This is a genomic window from Zoogloea sp. (assembly GCF_041908905.1).
Taxonomy (GTDB): domain Bacteria; phylum Pseudomonadota; class Gammaproteobacteria; order Burkholderiales; family Rhodocyclaceae; genus Zoogloea.
In genome coordinates, this window is sequence record NZ_JAYREK010000034.1 from 22,638 (window position 1) to 37,905 (window position 15,268).

Sequence of the window (15,268 nt, forward strand, 5' to 3'; positions counted from 1 at the left end):
AAACCTCCAAACTTCTTAGAACCTGGGCACCAGGCGGGCCTTTTCGATTTCTTCAAACGGGACCTCCATCGGCCCCTTTTCCGTTTCCAGGGTCACCACGCCGTCTTTCAGGCCTTGCAGCACCCCGGCGAAATTCCGCTGATTGGCGATCGGCATGCGCAGGCGAAGCTGCACATCCTGCCCGGCGAAGCGCTCGAAATCCGCCGCCTTCTTGAGCGGGCGATCGAGACCGGGGGAAGAGACCTCGAGGCGGTCGTAATCGACGTTCTCGACCTCGAAGATCCGCGTCAGCTGGTTGCTCACGGTGGCACAATCATCCACGGTGATGCCGTTCGGCGAATCAATGAACACCCGCATGAGACGTCCTCGGGGGGAAGACTCGAAGTCGACCAGTTCGTAGTCGAGCCCTTGCACGGTCTGTTCAATCAAATTCAGCAACTCCATTTACCAGCCAACTCCCCATGGCGCCCGCGGCGCGATTTCTAGCCCACAAAAGAAAAATGGGCGAAACGCCCATCCCTGTTTAATGATTCCGACCGGATGTCGGCCCTTTCGAACCGATACAACAATAAAAGTATAACAGCCCGCCGAAGCGGGCGCAATTTTACGCTGAGGCAGAAGCCCGGCTCAGCCCGGGCGACGCCCCTGCCGCGGACCCCCGCGACCCTTGCCACCGGCATTGACAGGCTTCGGCAGGCCCGCCAGGGCGCACACATCCTCGACGGCCATGTCCTCCCACATGCCGCGCTTGAGGCGCGACGGGAGCGCCACCGGGCCGTAGCGCACGCGCATCAGGCGGCTGACGGTGAGACCCAGCGCCTCGAACATCCGGCGCACCTCGCGGTTGCGCCCTTCCGACAGGGTGACCCGGTACCAGTGGTTGGCCCCTTCACCGCCGGCGTCGAGCAGGGTGTTGAACTTGGCCGGGCCGTCCTCGAGCTCGATGCCGGCCAGCAGCGCCTGCTTCTGGGCATCATCGAGCTCGCCGAGGATGCGCACCGCGTACTCCCGGTCGAGCTCGTAGCGCGGGTGCATGAGCTTGTTGGCGAGGTCGCCGTCGTTCACGAACAGCAGCAGGCCCGAGGTGTTGAAATCGAGCCGCCCCACCGCGATCCAGCGCCCCTTGCGCAGGGTCGGCAGGCGGTCGAAGACCGTCGGCCGGCCTTCCGGATCGTCGCGGGAGACGATCTCGCCTTCGGGCTTGTGGTAGAGCACGACCCGCGGAATCCGCGGCGCGAAGCGCAGGGGCATCAGCTTGCCATTGACCCGCACCCGATCGCCGGGGCCGACCTTCTGGCCGACGTCGGCGGGCTCGCCATTCACCGAGATCCGGCCGGCGATGATCCACTCCTCGATCTCCCGGCGGGAGCCGATGCCCGCCGCCGCCAGCACCTTGTGCAGGCGCTGGGGCTCGGTATAGGTGGTGTCCTGCGGGCGCTTGGGACGGCGCGCCTCCGCACCGCCTTCCTGCAGGGGAAGCTCGCTGCTCGCCAGTGGGTACGGCGCCTCCGGCGAGGTATAGCTGCCCGCCGGGCCCTGGCGCCGGGCGCGCCAGTTGCCACGACCGCCCTCCAGGTTGGAGAGGCCGATGGCAGAGGCATTGCTGCGCGGCTGGCGGCCGCCGTCGGCGTCGCGCTCCGGACGGCCGGGGCGCTTGCCCTCGCGGCGGACTTCAAGGGCATCGCCTGCGGGCGGCTTGCCGCGGCCACGACGCCCGCCCTGGGGGCCATCGGCACGCGGGGCAGCGGCGCCCGGCTTGCCAGCCTTAGGCCTGAACGGCCGGTTCTTCGGTTTTTGGGAGGTCGACAAGATCCATGATCCTTTCGATTTCAGTCAGGGGAGGCAACTCGGTCAGGCTGCGCAGGCCGAGGTCCTCCAGGAATTTTCGGGTCGTGGCGTACAAGCCCGGGCGGCCGGGGGTGTCCCGGTAGCCCACCACATCCACCCACCCCCGGGACTCGAGGGTCTTGAGGACGTTCGTCGAGACGACGACACCGCGGATGTCCTCGATGTCGCCGCGCGTCACCGGCTGGCGGTAGGCGATGATGGCGAGGGTTTCGAGCACCGCGCGGGAATACTTCGGCGGGCGCTCCTGCTTCAGGCGATCGAGATAGACCTGGTATTCGAGGCGGGTCTGGAAGCGCCAGCCGCCGGCGGTCTGCACCAGCTCGACCCCCCTGCCCTGCCAGTCGCCAACCAGTTCGGCGAGGGCTACGCGCACCGCTTCGGGGCCGGGATCTTCCTCGAAGAGGCGGCGCAGCTCGCTCACCGCCAGCGGCGCCGAGGCGGCGAGCAGGGCCGTCTCGACCACCCGCTTGAACTCTTCAGTCGACTCCGGCTGCAGCATCGGCACGCTTTACATAAATGGGCGCGAAGGCCTCGTTCTGGGTTACGACCACCAGGCGCTCCTTGACGAGCTCCAGGGTGGCAAGAAAGCTCACCACCAGGCCCGCGGGCCCGAGGGTGTGATCGAACAGCGTCTCGAAGACCACAAAGGCATCGTCGCTCAGCTTGCGCAGGATCAGGGTCATGTGCTCGCGCACCGACAGCTCCTCGCGCTGGATGGTGTGGTTCCGCTTGAGACGGCTCTGCCGGGCGATCTTCAGCCAGGCCATCTGCAGGTCGTGCAGCGTTACCGTGGGCTGGCGCTCGACCACCTTCTCGGCGACGAACACCCCGACCCACTCGAAATCCCGCTCGACCCGCGGCAGCTCGTCGAGCCGTGCGGCGCCCCGCTTGATCTGCTCGTACTCCAGCAGGCGACGGACCAGCTCGGCCCGGGGATCGAGCTCTTCGACCTCGCCCTCCTTGGGCGGCCGGGGCAGCAGCATGCGCGACTTGATCTCGAGCAGGGTGGCCGCCATCAGCAGATAATCGGCGGCGAGCTCCAGATTGTGGGAGCGCATCGCCTCCACGTACTCGAGATACTGGGCCGTCAGCGGCACCATCGGGATGTCGAGGACGTTGATGTTGGCCTTGCGGATCAGGTAGAGCAGCAGGTCCAGCGGGCCTTCGAAGGCCTCGAGGATCACCTCCAGCGCATCGGGCGGGATGTACAGATCCTTGGGCAGGTCGAAGATCGGCTCGCCATACATGCGGCCGACGACGGACTCGGCCAGACTTGCGGGCGCCGCCACGTCGGCGACGGCGCTCACCCGGCAACTCCGGCGAAGACTAGCACGCGATCGGCGCACCTCCAAGGACGGAAGGCGCACCGGGGCAAGGCAGCACCCATCAGCTGTAGCTCAGCCCCATCGCGTCGCGGACTTCGCGCATGGTTTCCTGGGCCAGCTTGCGGGCCTTGTCGCAGCCGTCGGCGACGATGCTCTTCACGAGGCTCGGGTCGTCGAGGTAGGGCTGGGCGCGCTCGCGCATGGCGTCCTGCTCCTTGAGCACGGCGTCGATGACCGGCTGCTTGCACTCGATGCAGCCGATGCCGGCGCTCTTGCAGCCCTGGGTCACCCAGTTGCGGGTCGGCTCGTCGGAGTAGATCACGTGGAACTGCCACACCGGGCACTTCTCCGGGTCGCCCGGATCGGTGCGGCGGACCCGCGCCGGGTCGGTCTGCATGGTGCGGATCTTCTTGGTGAGCGAGTCGGCCTCCTCGCGCAGGAAGATCGTGTTGCCGTAGGACTTGGACATCTTCTGGCCATCGAGGCCGGGCATGCGCGAGGCTTCGGTGAGCAGCGCGCCGGGCTCGACGAGGATCATCTTGCCGCTGCCTTCAAGGTAGCCGTAGAGCCGCTCGCGGTCGCCCATGGAAAGATTCTGGGTCTCCTCGAGGAGCGCCTTGCCGAGGGCCAGGCCTTCTTCGTCGCCGTTCTGCTGGAAGCGGGTGCGGAACTCTTCGTAGAGCTTGGCGCGCTTGGAGCCGAGCTTCTTGATGGCCTCCTTCGCCTTCTCCTCGAAGCCGGGCTCGCGGCCGTACATGTGGTTGAAGCGCCGCGCGAGTTCGCGGGTGAACTCCACGTGGGGGAGCTGGTCTTCGCCCACCGGCACCTTGTCGGCGCGGTAGATCAGGATGTCGGCGCTCATCAGCAGCGGGTAGCCCAGGAAACCGTAGGTGGACAGGTCCTTGTGGGAAAGCTTCTCCTGCTGATCCTTGTAGGTGGGGACGCGCTCGAGCCAGCCCTGGGGCGTCATCATCGACATCAGCAGGTGCAGCTCGGCGTGCTCCGGGACGCGGGACTGGATGAAGATGGTGGCCTGGGCCGGGTCGACGCCGGCCGCCAGCCAGTCGACGATCATCTCCCAGACGCTGGCCTCGATGCCCTTCGGGTTGTCGTAGTCGGTCGTCAGCGCATGCCAGTCGGCCGCGAAGAACAGGCAGGGGTACTCGGCCTGCAGCTTGACCCAGTTTTTCAGGACGCCGTGGTAGTGGCCGAGGTGGAGCCGCCCGGTGGGGCGCATGCCGGAGAGGACGCGTTCAGCGAACATGATCGATTGTCAAAGTCCAAAAACGATTGCGAGAACAAAACGGAAGATGGCCACCAGCGGGCCGAGGATGTCGCCAAGGATACCCGTGAACAGCAGGAGCAGCAGGATCGGGAAGCCATAGGGCTCGAGCCGGGCAAACTTGTAGGCCGGGCCGGCGGGCAGCAGGCTCACCGCGATGCGCCCGCCGTCGAGGGGCGGCAGCGGCAGCAGGTTGAGCATCATCAGCACCGCGTTGATCTGCATGCCGGCATCGGCCATCCGGGCCATCGGGATCGCGTAGTCGCTCTCGGGCATCATCACCGCCAGCCGGAACAGCAGGGCCCAGCCGATCGCCATCGCCAGGTTGGCCAGCGGGCCGGCGGCGGCCACCCACAGCATGTCGGCCTTGGGGTTGCGGAGGCGGCCGAAATTGACCGGCACCGGCTTGGCCCAGCCGAAGAGCATCGCCGAACCCGCCGCCAGGCTGCTGGTGACGAGGATCAGGGCCGGCACCACGATGGTCCCCATCGGGTCGATGTGGCGCAGCGGGTTGAGGCTGATGCGCCCCGCCAGCTCCGCCGTGCGGTCGCCGAAGTGCCGGGCCGCATAGCCGTGGGCCGCCTCGTGCAGCGTGATGGCGAACAGGACGGGCAGCGCCCAGATGGTCAGCGTCGAAATGAAGTCTTGCATGGAGTCGGTCCGAGCGGGGCCGCGATTCTAACAGAGCCGGCGCAAAGCCCCGTCCCGGCGTGCACTCACAGCCCGAAGGGCGCAAGGCTGCCCCGCCCTTCGCGGACGAGCTCGGGCGTGCCGCTGGTGAGGTCGATGACGGTGGTGGCCTCGCCGCGGCAGGGGCCGGCCTCGATGATCAGGTCGACCTCCTTCTCGAGGCGCTCGCGGATGTCCTCGGCGTCGGTGAGCGGCGCCTCCTCGTCGGGCAGCAGCAGGGTGGAGCTGAGCATGGGCTCGCCCAGCTCGGCGAGCAGGGCCGCCACCACCGGATGGTCGGGCACCCGCAGGCCGATGGTCTTGCGCTTGAGGTGCAGCACCCGGCGCGGCAGCTCCTTGGTGCCTTCGAGGATGAAGGTGTAGGGCCCCGGGGTGGTCGCCTTGAGCAGCCGGTACTGGCTGTTATCCACCCGCGCGTAGGTGGCCAGGTCGGAGAGGTCGCGGCAGATCAGGGTGAAGTGATGCCGCTCGTCCACGCCGCGGATGCGCCGGATGCGCGCCAGCAGGGCGTTGTCGCCGGTGAGGCCGCCGAGGGCGTAGGCGGAGTCGGTGGGAAAGGCGACGAGGCCGCCCTTGCGCATGATCTCGGCTGCCTGCTTGATCAGGCGCAGCTGCGGTTGTTCGGGATGTACGGAGAAAAATTGGGCCATGATTCAACGGGAAACGGAGTGACTACACCAGCCGGGTCCACACCGGCGTGAGATCGGGCGGCAGCGGCGAGGCGCGCCCCAGGTCGATGAGGCTGTCCTCGGGGCCATGGAAATCGGACGCCCGCGAGGCCAGCAGGCCGTATTTGCGGGCCAGCCGGGCGAAGGCCAGGACCTGGCCTCCGTCGTGGGCGCCACAGGAGACCTCGACGGCGTCGCCGCCCAGGTCGCAGAACTTTTCAAAGAGGATGTTCATCTCGGCGCAGCTGAGGCGGTAGCGCCCCGGGTGGGCGATCACCGCCAGCCCGCCGGCCCCCTTGATCCAGCCCAGCGCATCCTCGAGGGTGGCCCACACGTGTTCGACGTAGCCCGGCTTGCCGCGGGCCAGGTAGTGCAGGAAAACGTCATGGACGTTCTTCGCGACGCCGACCTCGACAAGGTAGCGGGCGAAATGGGCACGGCTCAGCAGGGCCGGGTTGCCGGCGTAGCGCAGCGCGCCCTCGAAGGCCCCCGCGATGCCGATCCGCGCCAGCTCGTCGCCGATGCGCATCGCACGCCCGTCGCGGCCGCCGCGCACCTGGGCCAGGCCGGCCACGAGGGCCTCGTTGGCCGGATCAACCCCCAGGCCGACGATGTGCAGGGTCTGGTCCAGCCACGACACCGAGATCTCGACCCCCGGCACGAAGCGCAGGCCGATGTCGGCCGCCTCGGCCGCCGCCTCGGCGAGGCCGAGCAGCTCGTCGTGGTCGGTGAGGGCCAGCAGATCAACCCCGTTGGCCTGGGCGCGTCGCACCACCGCGGCGGGCGGGAGAGTGCCGTCGGAGGCGGTCGAGTGGCAATGCAGGTCGGCGTTGAAGGCGTTCATGATCCCTTTGACAACAAGAATGGCTCGATGATCCGGGCAACGACGTCCGGTTGGTCATGATGCAGGTTGTGACCGCATTCGGCCACCTGCACCTCGCGAAAATCAGCAAAACAGGCGCGCGCCTCGGCGTGGGCCGCGTCGCTCACACCGAGCTTGCGGCGCAGCTCGGGCTCGGCCGGCTCCACCCACAGCACCGGTGCCACCACTCGACGCCATACCGCCATCGCCTCGGCACGCCGGTAGAGCACCGGATTCACCCGCCGATGGGCCGGATCGCCAGCAAGACGAACCCCGCCCTCCTCCGACGCGACACCGAGGTGCCCGGCAAGAAAGGCCGCCCGGGCCGCGGTGAGCCGCGGGTTGTCGGCCATCAGCCGTGCGGCAAGGGCCTGCCGGTCGGGATAGGCCCGAAAGCTAACCGGCCGCTCGAGTTCGTGCAGCCATTTCTCGAGCCGGCCCGGCGACTGCCCGGGCTGCGTGTCGGCGAGGCCGAAGGCATCCAGCGCCACCACGTGGGACACCCGCGCCGGCCTGACCCCCGCATACAGCGACGCCACGTTGCCGCCCAGGCTGTGGCCCACCAGGCGCAGCGGCTCGTCCGGCGCCAGGCTGCGGGCGATCGCGTCGAAGTCACCGAGGTAGTCGGGAAACCAGTACGAATCCCCGCACCATTCGGTGAGCCCGAAGCCGCGCCAGTCGGGCGCGATCACGTGCCAGTCGGCCTCCAGGGCATCGACGATGAACTGGAAGGACGCCGAGACATCCATCCAGCCGTGCAGCATGAAGAGCTTCGGCGCCCCCTCGGGGCCCCACTCGCGCAGATGGTAGCGCAGGCCCCGGACGCTCAGGTAGCGGCTCCGGGCAGGTTTCAGGGAGATCTCCATCTGCACGAGTGTATCAGACCCTTGCCGCCGCCCGCCGGCCGGTGGTAAGGTGCGCGCGTCGTGTGGGAGAGAGCCCGCCTGCGTAAAGCCGGTGGGCCGCCGAAGGCGCAACCCCCGGAACCGCTCAGGCAAAAGGACCGCCGACGAATCAAGAATCTGGAGAGTGATGCACCGCGCTGGCGCAGCCGGCTGCATCCACCGAAGGGGCACGCAGCGCGCGTCGCGATGGATCGCGGCGGCTGCAATCTCTCAGGTATAAAGGACAGATGGGGCCACCGCGATCATAGGTCGCGGTGGCCCTTTTGTTTTTCTACACTGAGTCGATAGCTGCCGGAGACCGCCATGCCCCACCCCCACCACACCCCCCTTCACGCCACCCACGTCGCCGCCGGCGCCCGCATGGTCGATTTTGCCGGCTGGGACATGCCTGTCAATTACGGCTCCCAGATCGAGGAACACCATGCCGTCCGCCGCGACGCCGGGATGTTCGACGTCTCCCACATGCTGGCCCTCGACCTGGCCGGCGCCGGCGCCCGTGATTTCCTGCGCAGCCTCATCGCCAACGACGTGGCCAAGCTCACCGAGGCGGGCAAGGCGCTGTACTCGTGCATGCTGAACCCCGAAGGGGGCGTGATCGACGACCTCATCGTCTATTACCTGTCCGCCACCCGCTGGCGCATCGTCGTCAACGCGGGCACCGCCGACAAGGACGTGGCCTGGATGCAGGCCCACCTGGCCGCGGGCGGGTTCGATGCGACCCTCACCGTCCGCCGCGACCTGGCGATGATCGCCGTGCAGGGCCCCAACGCCCGCGCCAGGACCTGGGCCGCGCTCCCCGGCAGCGAGGCGGCCAGCAGCGGCCTCAAGCCCTTCCAGGCCGCCGCCTGGGGTGACTTCTTCATTGCCCGCACCGGCTACACCGGCGAGGACGGCTTCGAGCTGACCCTGCCCGCCGATCAGGCCGCCGCCACCTGGGACGCCCTCGTGGCCGCCGGCGTCAAGCCCTGCGGCCTCGGCGCCCGCGACACCCTGCGCCTCGAGGCCGGCATGGCCCTCTACGGCAACGACATGGACGAGAGCATCTCGCCCCTCGACGCCGGCCTCGCCTGGACGGTCGATTTCTCCGACGCTGCCCGCGACTTCGTCGGCAAGGCCGCCCTCCTCGCCAAGCCCGCCAGCCGCCAGGTGCTCGGCCTGGTACTCGAGGACAAGGGCGTGCTGCGGTCCCATCAAACCGTGTTCACCGCCCACGGCGAGGGCGAAACCACCAGCGGCACCTTCTCGCCGACCCTCGAAAAGGCCATCGCGATGGCCCGCCTGCCCCTCGGCGTCGCCGTCGGCGACCAGGTCGAGGTGGACATCCGCGGCAAGCGGCTCAAGGCCCGGGTCGTCAAGGCATCCTTCGTCCGCAAGGGCCAGGCCCTGGTCTGAACCCACCCGATTTCTTTTCAAACCCCATTCTTCTTGATTTTTAAGGACACCCCATGAGCATCCCCGCCAACCTGCGTTACACCGCCTCCCACGAGTGGATCCGCGTCGAGGCTGACGGCAGCCTGACCATCGGCGTCACCGACCACGCCCAGGAAGCCCTCGGCGACGTAGTCTTCCTCGAGCTGCCGGACGCCGGCCGTGTCGTCGCGGCCGAAGAGGCCATCGCCGTGATCGAATCGGTCAAGGCCGCCTCCGACATCTACGCCCCGGTCGCCGGCGAGATCATCGCCTCCAACCAGGAAGCCGTCGACGCCCCCGAATCCGTCAATGCCGACGCCTACGGCACCTGGCTGTTCAAGATCAAGCCCGCCAACGCCGCCGACGTGGACGGCCTGCTCGACGCCGCCGGCTACGAAGCCGCCATCGGCTGAGCCCGCCGCCAGCCCGGCATCGCGTCACCGGCCGCCGACGCGGCCTTGAAAGCAAAAGCCTTTCAGGCCCGGGGCCGGGCCTGAAAGCACCCCATGCCGATCCTGGCCCCGCCCTCCGGGCGCTGCAGGCCGGGCGCCATCACCCGACAACAGAGCTCCCCCATGTCGAAGACCCTTCTCTCCGCCCCGCTCGCCACCCTTGAACAGGGCGACGACTTCATCCGCCGTCACCTCGGCCCCTGCGCCAGCGAGCTGCCCGCCATGCTCGCCGCCCTCGGCGTGGACAGCCTGGACACCCTGATCGGCCAGACCGTGCCCGCCGACATCCGCCTGCCGGCGCCGCTGGCCCTGGGCGAACCGACGGCCGAGCACGTGGCCCTGGCGCGCCTCAAGGCCATCGCCGGCAAGAACGTGGTCAAGAAGTCCCTCATCGGCATGGGCTACTACGACACCCTCACGCCCAAGGTCATCCTGCGCAACGTGATGGAAAACCCGGGCTGGTACACCGCCTACACGCCCTACCAGGCCGAGATCTCCCAGGGCCGCCTGGAAGCCCTGCTGAACTACCAGCAGATGGTCATCGATCTCACCGGCCTCGAGCTCGCCAACGCCTCGCTGCTCGACGAGGCCACCGCCGCCGCCGAGGCGATGGCCATGGCCCGCCGCATCTCCAAGGCCAAGGGCCAGGCCTTCTACGTCGACGACGGCGTCTTCCCGCAGACCCTCGACGTGCTGCGCACCCGCGCCGGCTACTTCGGCTTCGAGCTGATCATCGGCCCGGCCGCCGACGCGGCCCACCACGACGTGTTCGGCGCGCTGCTGCAATACCCCGACCAGCGCGGCGCCGTCACCGACCTGTCCGCCCCGATCGCCCAGCTCAAGGCCAAGGGCGCCGTGGTCGCCGTGGCCACCGACCTGCTGGCCCTGGTGCTGCTCAAGTCGCCCGGCCAGATGGGCGCCGACATCGCCCTCGGCTCGGCCCAGCGCTTCGGCGTGCCGCTGGGCTTCGGCGGCCCCCACGCGGCCTTCTTCGCCACCCGCGAAGCCTACGTCCGCTCGATGCCGGGCCGCATCATCGGCGTCTCCAAGGACGCCCGCGGCAAGACCGCCCTGCGCATGACCCTGCAGACCCGCGAGCAGCACATCCGCCGCGAGAAGGCCAACTCCAACATCTGCACCTCGCAGGTGCTGCTGGCCAACATGGCCGGCATGTACGCCGTCTATCACGGCCCCGAGGGCCTGCGCAGCATCGCCGCGCGCGTCCACCGCCTGGCCGCGATGCTGGCCGAGGGCCTCGGCCGGGCCGGCTTCGCGCTCGCCTCCGACACCTTCTTCGACACCCTGCAGGTCGACACCGGCGAGCGCACCGCCGCCCTCTACGCCGCCGCCCAGGCCGCCGGCTACAACCTGCGCCTCGTCGACGGCGAGGCCCTCGGCGTGTCCATCGACGAAAAGACCACCCGTGACGACATCGCCGCCCTGCTCCAGGCCTTCGGCGCGGCCGCCGACGTGGCCAGCCTAGACGCCGCCGTCGCCGCCCGCGGCGGCAACCTGCCCGAGAGCCTGCTGCGCGGCGACGCCATCCTGGCCCACCCGGTGTTCAACACCCACCATACCGAGCACGAGATGCTGCGCTACCTCAAGCGCCTGCAGAACCGCGACCTGGCCCTCGACCACTCGATGATCTCCCTGGGCTCGTGCACCATGAAGCTCAACGCCACCAGCGAGATGATCCCCGTCACCTGGCCCGAGTTCGCCGACATCCACCCCTTCGCGCCCGCCGACCAGACCGCCGGCTACCTCGAGATGATCGAAGGCCTCGCCGCGCAGCTGCGGGTGATCACCGGCTTCGACGCGATCTGCATGCAGCCCAACTCCGGCGCCCAGGGCGAGTACGCCGGCCTGGTGGCGATCCGCCGCTACCACGCCGCCCGCGGCGACGCCCACCGCAGCGTGTGCCTGATCCCCAAGTCCGCCCACGGCACCAACCCCGCCACCGCCCAGATGTGCGGCATGGAGGTGGTCGTGGTCAACTGCGACGACAACGGCAACGTGGACCTCGCCGACCTCAAGGCGAAGGCCGCCCAGCACGCCGACAAGCTCGCCGCGCTGATGATCACCTACCCGTCCACCCACGGCGTGTTCGAGGAAGCCATCCGCGAGATCTGCGCCACCGTGCATCAACATGGCGGCCAGGTGTACATGGACGGCGCCAACCTCAACGCCCAGGTCGGCCTCACCTCGCCCGCCGCCATCGGCGCCGACGTGAGCCACATGAACCTCCACAAGACCTTCTGCATCCCCCACGGCGGCGGCGGGCCGGGCATGGGCCCGATCGGCCTCAAGGCCCACCTGGCGCCCTTCATGGCCGACCACGTGGTGGCCGCCACCGGCGCCGAAGATCGCCCCAACGCCGGCCAGGGCGCGGTGTCCGCCGCCCAGTTCGGCTCGGCGAGCATCCTGCCGATCTCGTGGATGTACATCACGATGATGGGCGGCCGCGGCCTCAAGCGCGCCACCGAAGTCGCGATCCTCAACGCCAACTACATCGCCAGCCAGCTGCAGGCCCACTACCCGGTGCTATACACCGGCAGCCAGGGCCGGGTCGCCCACGAGTGCATCCTGGACATCCGCCCGATCAAGGCAGCCACCGGGATCAGCGAGGTCGACATCGCCAAGCGCCTGATGGACTACGGCTTCCATGCCCCGACCATGTCCTTCCCGGTGGCCGGCACGATCATGGTCGAGCCCACCGAATCCGAGGACAAGGGCGAGCTCGACCGCTTCGTGGCCGCGATGGTGGCGATCCGCAACGAGATCCGCGCCATCGAGGAAGGCCGCCTGCCCGCCGACGACAACCCGCTGAAGAACGCCCCCCACACCCAGGCCGACTTCATCGGCGAGTGGAACCGCCCCTACTCCCGCGAAGAAGCGGTGTTCCCCCTCGCCTGGGTGCGCGACAACAAGTTCTGGCCGAGCGTGAACCGGATCGACGACGTGTACGGCGACCGTAACCTCTTCTGCGCCTGCGTGCCGATGGACGAGCTGGCCTGAGTCGGGAACCCGCGGGATGCACGACGCATCCCGTCATCCGCCCATGCCCCCCGACCCCGCCCGGGCTCAGGGGGCCAGCAAGGGTTTCAGGAAATTGACCGGGATGGCGTAGGAAATCCCCGACGGGTTGGTCAGCGCCGTTTCCTTGGTGCCCTTGATGAAGACCATGTTGAGGATGCCCAGCACCTCGCCGCTGTCCGGGTCATAGAGCGGGCTGCCGCTGTTGCCCGGATAGGACACGATGTCGAGCTGCAGCACCTGATAGTTGCCGACCGACAGGCGGCGGACCGTCTTGCTGTCCAGCTGTCGCGCCGTCGCCAGGGGCTGGCCGACCGGCGTGAGCGCCGAAACGATGCCCTTGTGGGTGACCGGCACGATGCCGATGCTGCCCCCCAGCGGAAAGCCGGTCATCGCCACATCCTGACCGTCACGCACGGCGTTCGAGTCACCCAGGGTCAGCGCCGGCATCGGCGGGCCATCGAAGCCCAGCAGGGCCAGGTCGTGGTCCGGATCTGACGCCACCTGCCGCACCGGCCGCGCCACCACCCGCCCGCTGCCCGGCAGCGCAATCACCAGCCGCTCCTCGCTCCCCTCGGGCACCGCCGCCAGCACATGGGCGTTGGTCACCACCCGGTTGCCGTCGCCGACGACAAAGCCCGTACCGAGAAAACGAAAGCCGGGGCTGCCGGCGGGAATGTAGGTGCCCACCGCCACGACCGACCGCTTGACCCGGGCAACGGTGCCCGGAAAATCCGCCAGGGAAGGCAACGGAAGCAGCGCGCACAGCACCAGAAAAGCCCCCATCCGCCTCGCTGCCGCGCCCATCCGGGTACGGTGCGCGGGGCTCGCCGGAGCTTCAGCGCCCCAGGGCCTGCAGCGCGGGCGAGGCGGCAGCGATGCCGGCATCGAAGGGGTGCTCGGTGCGTGGGAAGAAAGCCAGGATGCGCCGCACGTAGTTCTGGGTTTCCTTGTAGGGCGGCACGCCCTTGTAGCGGTCCACCGCCCCTTCGCCGGCGTTGTAGCCGGCCACCGCCAAGGCCACGTTGCCCCGATAGTAGGCCAGCAGCCAGCGCAGGTAGGCGAGTCCGCCCTTGATGTTCTCGACCGGGTCGAAGCTGTCCTTGACGTTGAAACGGCTCGCCGTCTCGGGGATCAGCTGCATCACGCCCATCGCGCTCTTGGGCGAGACGGCGCTGGAGTCGAAGTTGGATTCCGTGGTCGCGATGGCCAGCGCCAGCCGCGGCTCGATGGAGAAACGCGGTGCCAGCGTGGTGATGAGCTCGACGACACGCTTCTTGCGCTCGGGCAGGGAGGCCAGATATTTCTGGGTATCCCAGTTCTCGCGGGTGGACGAGAAGGCGAAGGCGGTGCGCGCCGTGGCAGGCTTCAGGCACTCGGGCACGGCCCCGGTGTATTCCCCCGCCAGCCGACGCCCCTTCTCCGCCCCCGGGTGGCCCTTCACGATCGCCATCTCGAAGAGGGTCGCCGCGTAGGCATCGTCCCGCGTCACCCCGCGGCCGTTGGCGTACATCCAGCCGAGGTTGTACATGGCCTCGGCGCTGCCGAGCCGCACCGCGTCGCAATACAGCTCGGCGGCGTGCTCCGGGTCGCGGGGGACGCCCTCGCCGTGTTCGAAGGCCAGCGCCTGCTCGACGAGCAGGCGTGGGTCCGCGGCCGGCTCGGTCACCTCCGCCCCCCAGGCTCCGCCAGCCAGACCGCCGGCGAGGAGCAGGGACGAAGCCAGCCGCCGGGCCGCGGCGCGGGCCTGGATCAAAGCCGCCACACCTTGGCCCCGGCCGCTTCGAGCGCCGCCGGATCGTAGAAGCTCTTCACGTCGGCGAACACGCCGTTCGGGACGAGCTTCTCGCACAGCTGGCCGACACCCATCTGGCTGTACTGCTTGTGGGCCACCGCGCCGACGATCGCCGCTGCGCGCGGCAGCTTGTCCCAGGCGGTGAGGCTGACGCCGTATTCGTGCTCGGCCTCGGCGGACTCGGCCACCGGGTCGTGCACGTGCACGTTGCAGCCGTAGGTCTTCAGCTCGTTGATCACGTCGATCACCTTGCTGTTGCGCAGGTCCGGGCAGTCTTCCTTGAAGGTCAGGCCCAGCACGATCACGTCGGCGCCCTTGATGTTATGGCCGTTCTGGATCATCTGCTTGACGGTCTGCTCGGCCACGTACTTGCCCATGCTGTCGTTGATGCGACGGCCGGCCAGGATGACCTGCGGGTGGTAGCCCAGCATGTCGGCCTTGTGGGTGAGGTAGTACGGGTCGACGCCGATGCAGTGGCCGCCCACCAGGCCCGGACGGAAGGGCAGGAAGTTCCACTTGGTGCCGGCGGCCTTGAGCACTTCGAGGGTGTCGATGCCGATCTTGTGGAAGATCACCGCGAGCTCGTTCATCAGCGCGATGTTGAGGTCACGCTGGGTGTTCTCGATGACCTTGGCGGCTTCGGCAACCTTGATGGAACTGGCCGGATACACGCCAGCGGTGATCACCGAGGCGTAGGTGTCGGCGACGATCTTGAGGGTCTCGGGGGTGTCGCCGGAGACGACCTTCATGATCTTGGTGACGGTGCGTTCCTTGTCGCCCGGGTTGATGCGCTCGGGGGAGTAGCCGACGTTGAAGTCCTGCTTCCACTTCATGCCCGAGAACTTCTCGAGGATGGGGATGCACACTTCTTCGGTGGCGCCGGGGTACACCGTGGATTCGTACACCACGATGGCGCCCTTCTTCATGTACTTGCCGACGCTCTCGCTCGACTTGACCAGCGGGGTGAAGTCGGGCTGGTGGGCCTCGTCCACCGGGGT

The 15,268-nt window shown here is 68.5% G+C and carries 15 protein-coding genes and 1 riboswitch; of the genes, 3 read left to right on the plus strand and 12 right to left on the minus strand.

What is annotated here, in order from left to right; genetic code table 11:
• Positions 1-15: 15 nt before the first annotated feature.
• The 9 genes from rimP to ACE3OU_RS15130 all read right to left on the minus strand — a co-directional run bounded on the left by rimP (position 16) and on the right by ACE3OU_RS15130 (position 7,541).
• Positions 16-444: a ribosome maturation factor RimP gene (gene rimP, locus ACE3OU_RS15090; protein ID WP_374242373.1), complete on the minus strand. Its 429-nt coding sequence runs from the start codon at positions 442-444 to the stop codon at positions 16-18.
• 183 nt (positions 445-627) lie between these two features.
• Entirely contained in the window at positions 628-1,809 is a 1,182-nt protein-coding gene (gene rluB / locus ACE3OU_RS15095; RefSeq protein WP_374242374.1) for a 23S rRNA pseudouridine(2605) synthase RluB, read from the minus strand.
• Positions 1,766-2,347, minus strand: coding sequence for an SMC-Scp complex subunit ScpB (scpB, locus tag ACE3OU_RS15100; RefSeq protein WP_374242375.1), 582 nt, complete (start codon positions 2,345-2,347; stop codon positions 1,766-1,768). Before scpB ends, rluB begins: the two co-directional genes overlap by 44 nt.
• Entirely contained in the window at positions 2,325-3,095 is a 771-nt protein-coding gene (locus tag ACE3OU_RS15105; RefSeq protein WP_374242389.1) for a ScpA family protein, read from the minus strand. Before ACE3OU_RS15105 ends, scpB begins: the two co-directional genes overlap by 23 nt.
• Before the next feature lie 139 nt (positions 3,096-3,234).
• Positions 3,235-4,437, minus strand: coding sequence for a tryptophan--tRNA ligase (locus ACE3OU_RS15110; RefSeq protein WP_374242376.1), 1,203 nt, complete (start codon positions 4,435-4,437; stop codon positions 3,235-3,237).
• A gap of 9 nt (positions 4,438-4,446) precedes the next feature.
• Entirely contained in the window at positions 4,447-5,106 is a 660-nt protein-coding gene (locus ACE3OU_RS15115; protein ID WP_374242377.1) for a site-2 protease family protein, read from the minus strand.
• A 65-nt stretch (positions 5,107-5,171) separates the two neighbouring features.
• Positions 5,172-5,795: an L-threonylcarbamoyladenylate synthase gene (locus ACE3OU_RS15120; protein WP_374242378.1), complete on the minus strand. Its 624-nt coding sequence runs from the start codon at positions 5,793-5,795 to the stop codon at positions 5,172-5,174.
• 22 nt (positions 5,796-5,817) lie between these two features.
• Entirely contained in the window at positions 5,818-6,657 is an 840-nt protein-coding gene (locus tag ACE3OU_RS15125) for a 3',5'-nucleoside bisphosphate phosphatase (RefSeq protein WP_374242379.1), read from the minus strand.
• Positions 6,654-7,541, minus strand: a complete 888-nt coding sequence (locus ACE3OU_RS15130; RefSeq protein WP_374242380.1) for an alpha/beta fold hydrolase — start codon at positions 7,539-7,541, stop codon at positions 6,654-6,656. Before ACE3OU_RS15130 ends, ACE3OU_RS15125 begins: the two co-directional genes overlap by 4 nt.
• Before the next feature lie 53 nt (positions 7,542-7,594).
• A riboswitch (glycine riboswitch) is annotated at positions 7,595-7,690 on the plus strand.
• Positions 7,691-7,883: 193 nt separating this feature from the next.
• On the opposite strand from ACE3OU_RS15130, the gene gcvT reads away from it, so the two are divergent.
• From gcvT to gcvP, 3 genes are all read left to right on the plus strand, one after another.
• Positions 7,884-8,972: a glycine cleavage system aminomethyltransferase GcvT gene (gcvT, locus tag ACE3OU_RS15135; protein WP_374242381.1), complete on the plus strand. Its 1,089-nt coding sequence runs from the start codon at positions 7,884-7,886 to the stop codon at positions 8,970-8,972.
• Between the two features lie 53 nt (positions 8,973-9,025).
• A complete protein-coding gene (gene gcvH / locus ACE3OU_RS15140; protein WP_374242382.1) occupies positions 9,026-9,403 on the plus strand; it encodes a glycine cleavage system protein GcvH in 378 nt (125 codons plus the stop codon).
• Between the two features lie 162 nt (positions 9,404-9,565).
• On the plus strand, positions 9,566-12,457 hold the full coding sequence (gcvP, locus tag ACE3OU_RS15145; RefSeq protein WP_374242383.1) for an aminomethyl-transferring glycine dehydrogenase: 2,892 nt from the start codon (positions 9,566-9,568) through the stop codon (positions 12,455-12,457).
• A gap of 66 nt (positions 12,458-12,523) precedes the next feature.
• On the opposite strand, the gene ACE3OU_RS15150 is transcribed toward gcvP, so the two are convergent.
• From ACE3OU_RS15150 to ACE3OU_RS15160, 3 genes are all read right to left on the minus strand, one after another.
• Positions 12,524-13,261 carry a serine protease gene (locus tag ACE3OU_RS15150; protein ID WP_374242384.1) on the minus strand — a complete coding sequence of 246 codons (738 nt, stop codon included), beginning with the start codon at positions 13,259-13,261 and terminating at the stop codon, positions 12,524-12,526.
• A gap of 52 nt (positions 13,262-13,313) precedes the next feature.
• Complete coding sequence (locus ACE3OU_RS15155) at positions 13,314-14,240, minus strand: lytic transglycosylase domain-containing protein (RefSeq protein ID WP_374242385.1); 927 nt, start codon at positions 14,238-14,240, stop codon at positions 13,314-13,316.
• Positions 14,228-15,268: nucleotide sugar dehydrogenase (locus ACE3OU_RS15160; RefSeq protein WP_374242386.1), on the minus strand; the 1,041-nt coding region annotated here is incomplete at its 5' end. The genes ACE3OU_RS15155 and ACE3OU_RS15160, both read right to left, overlap by 13 nt.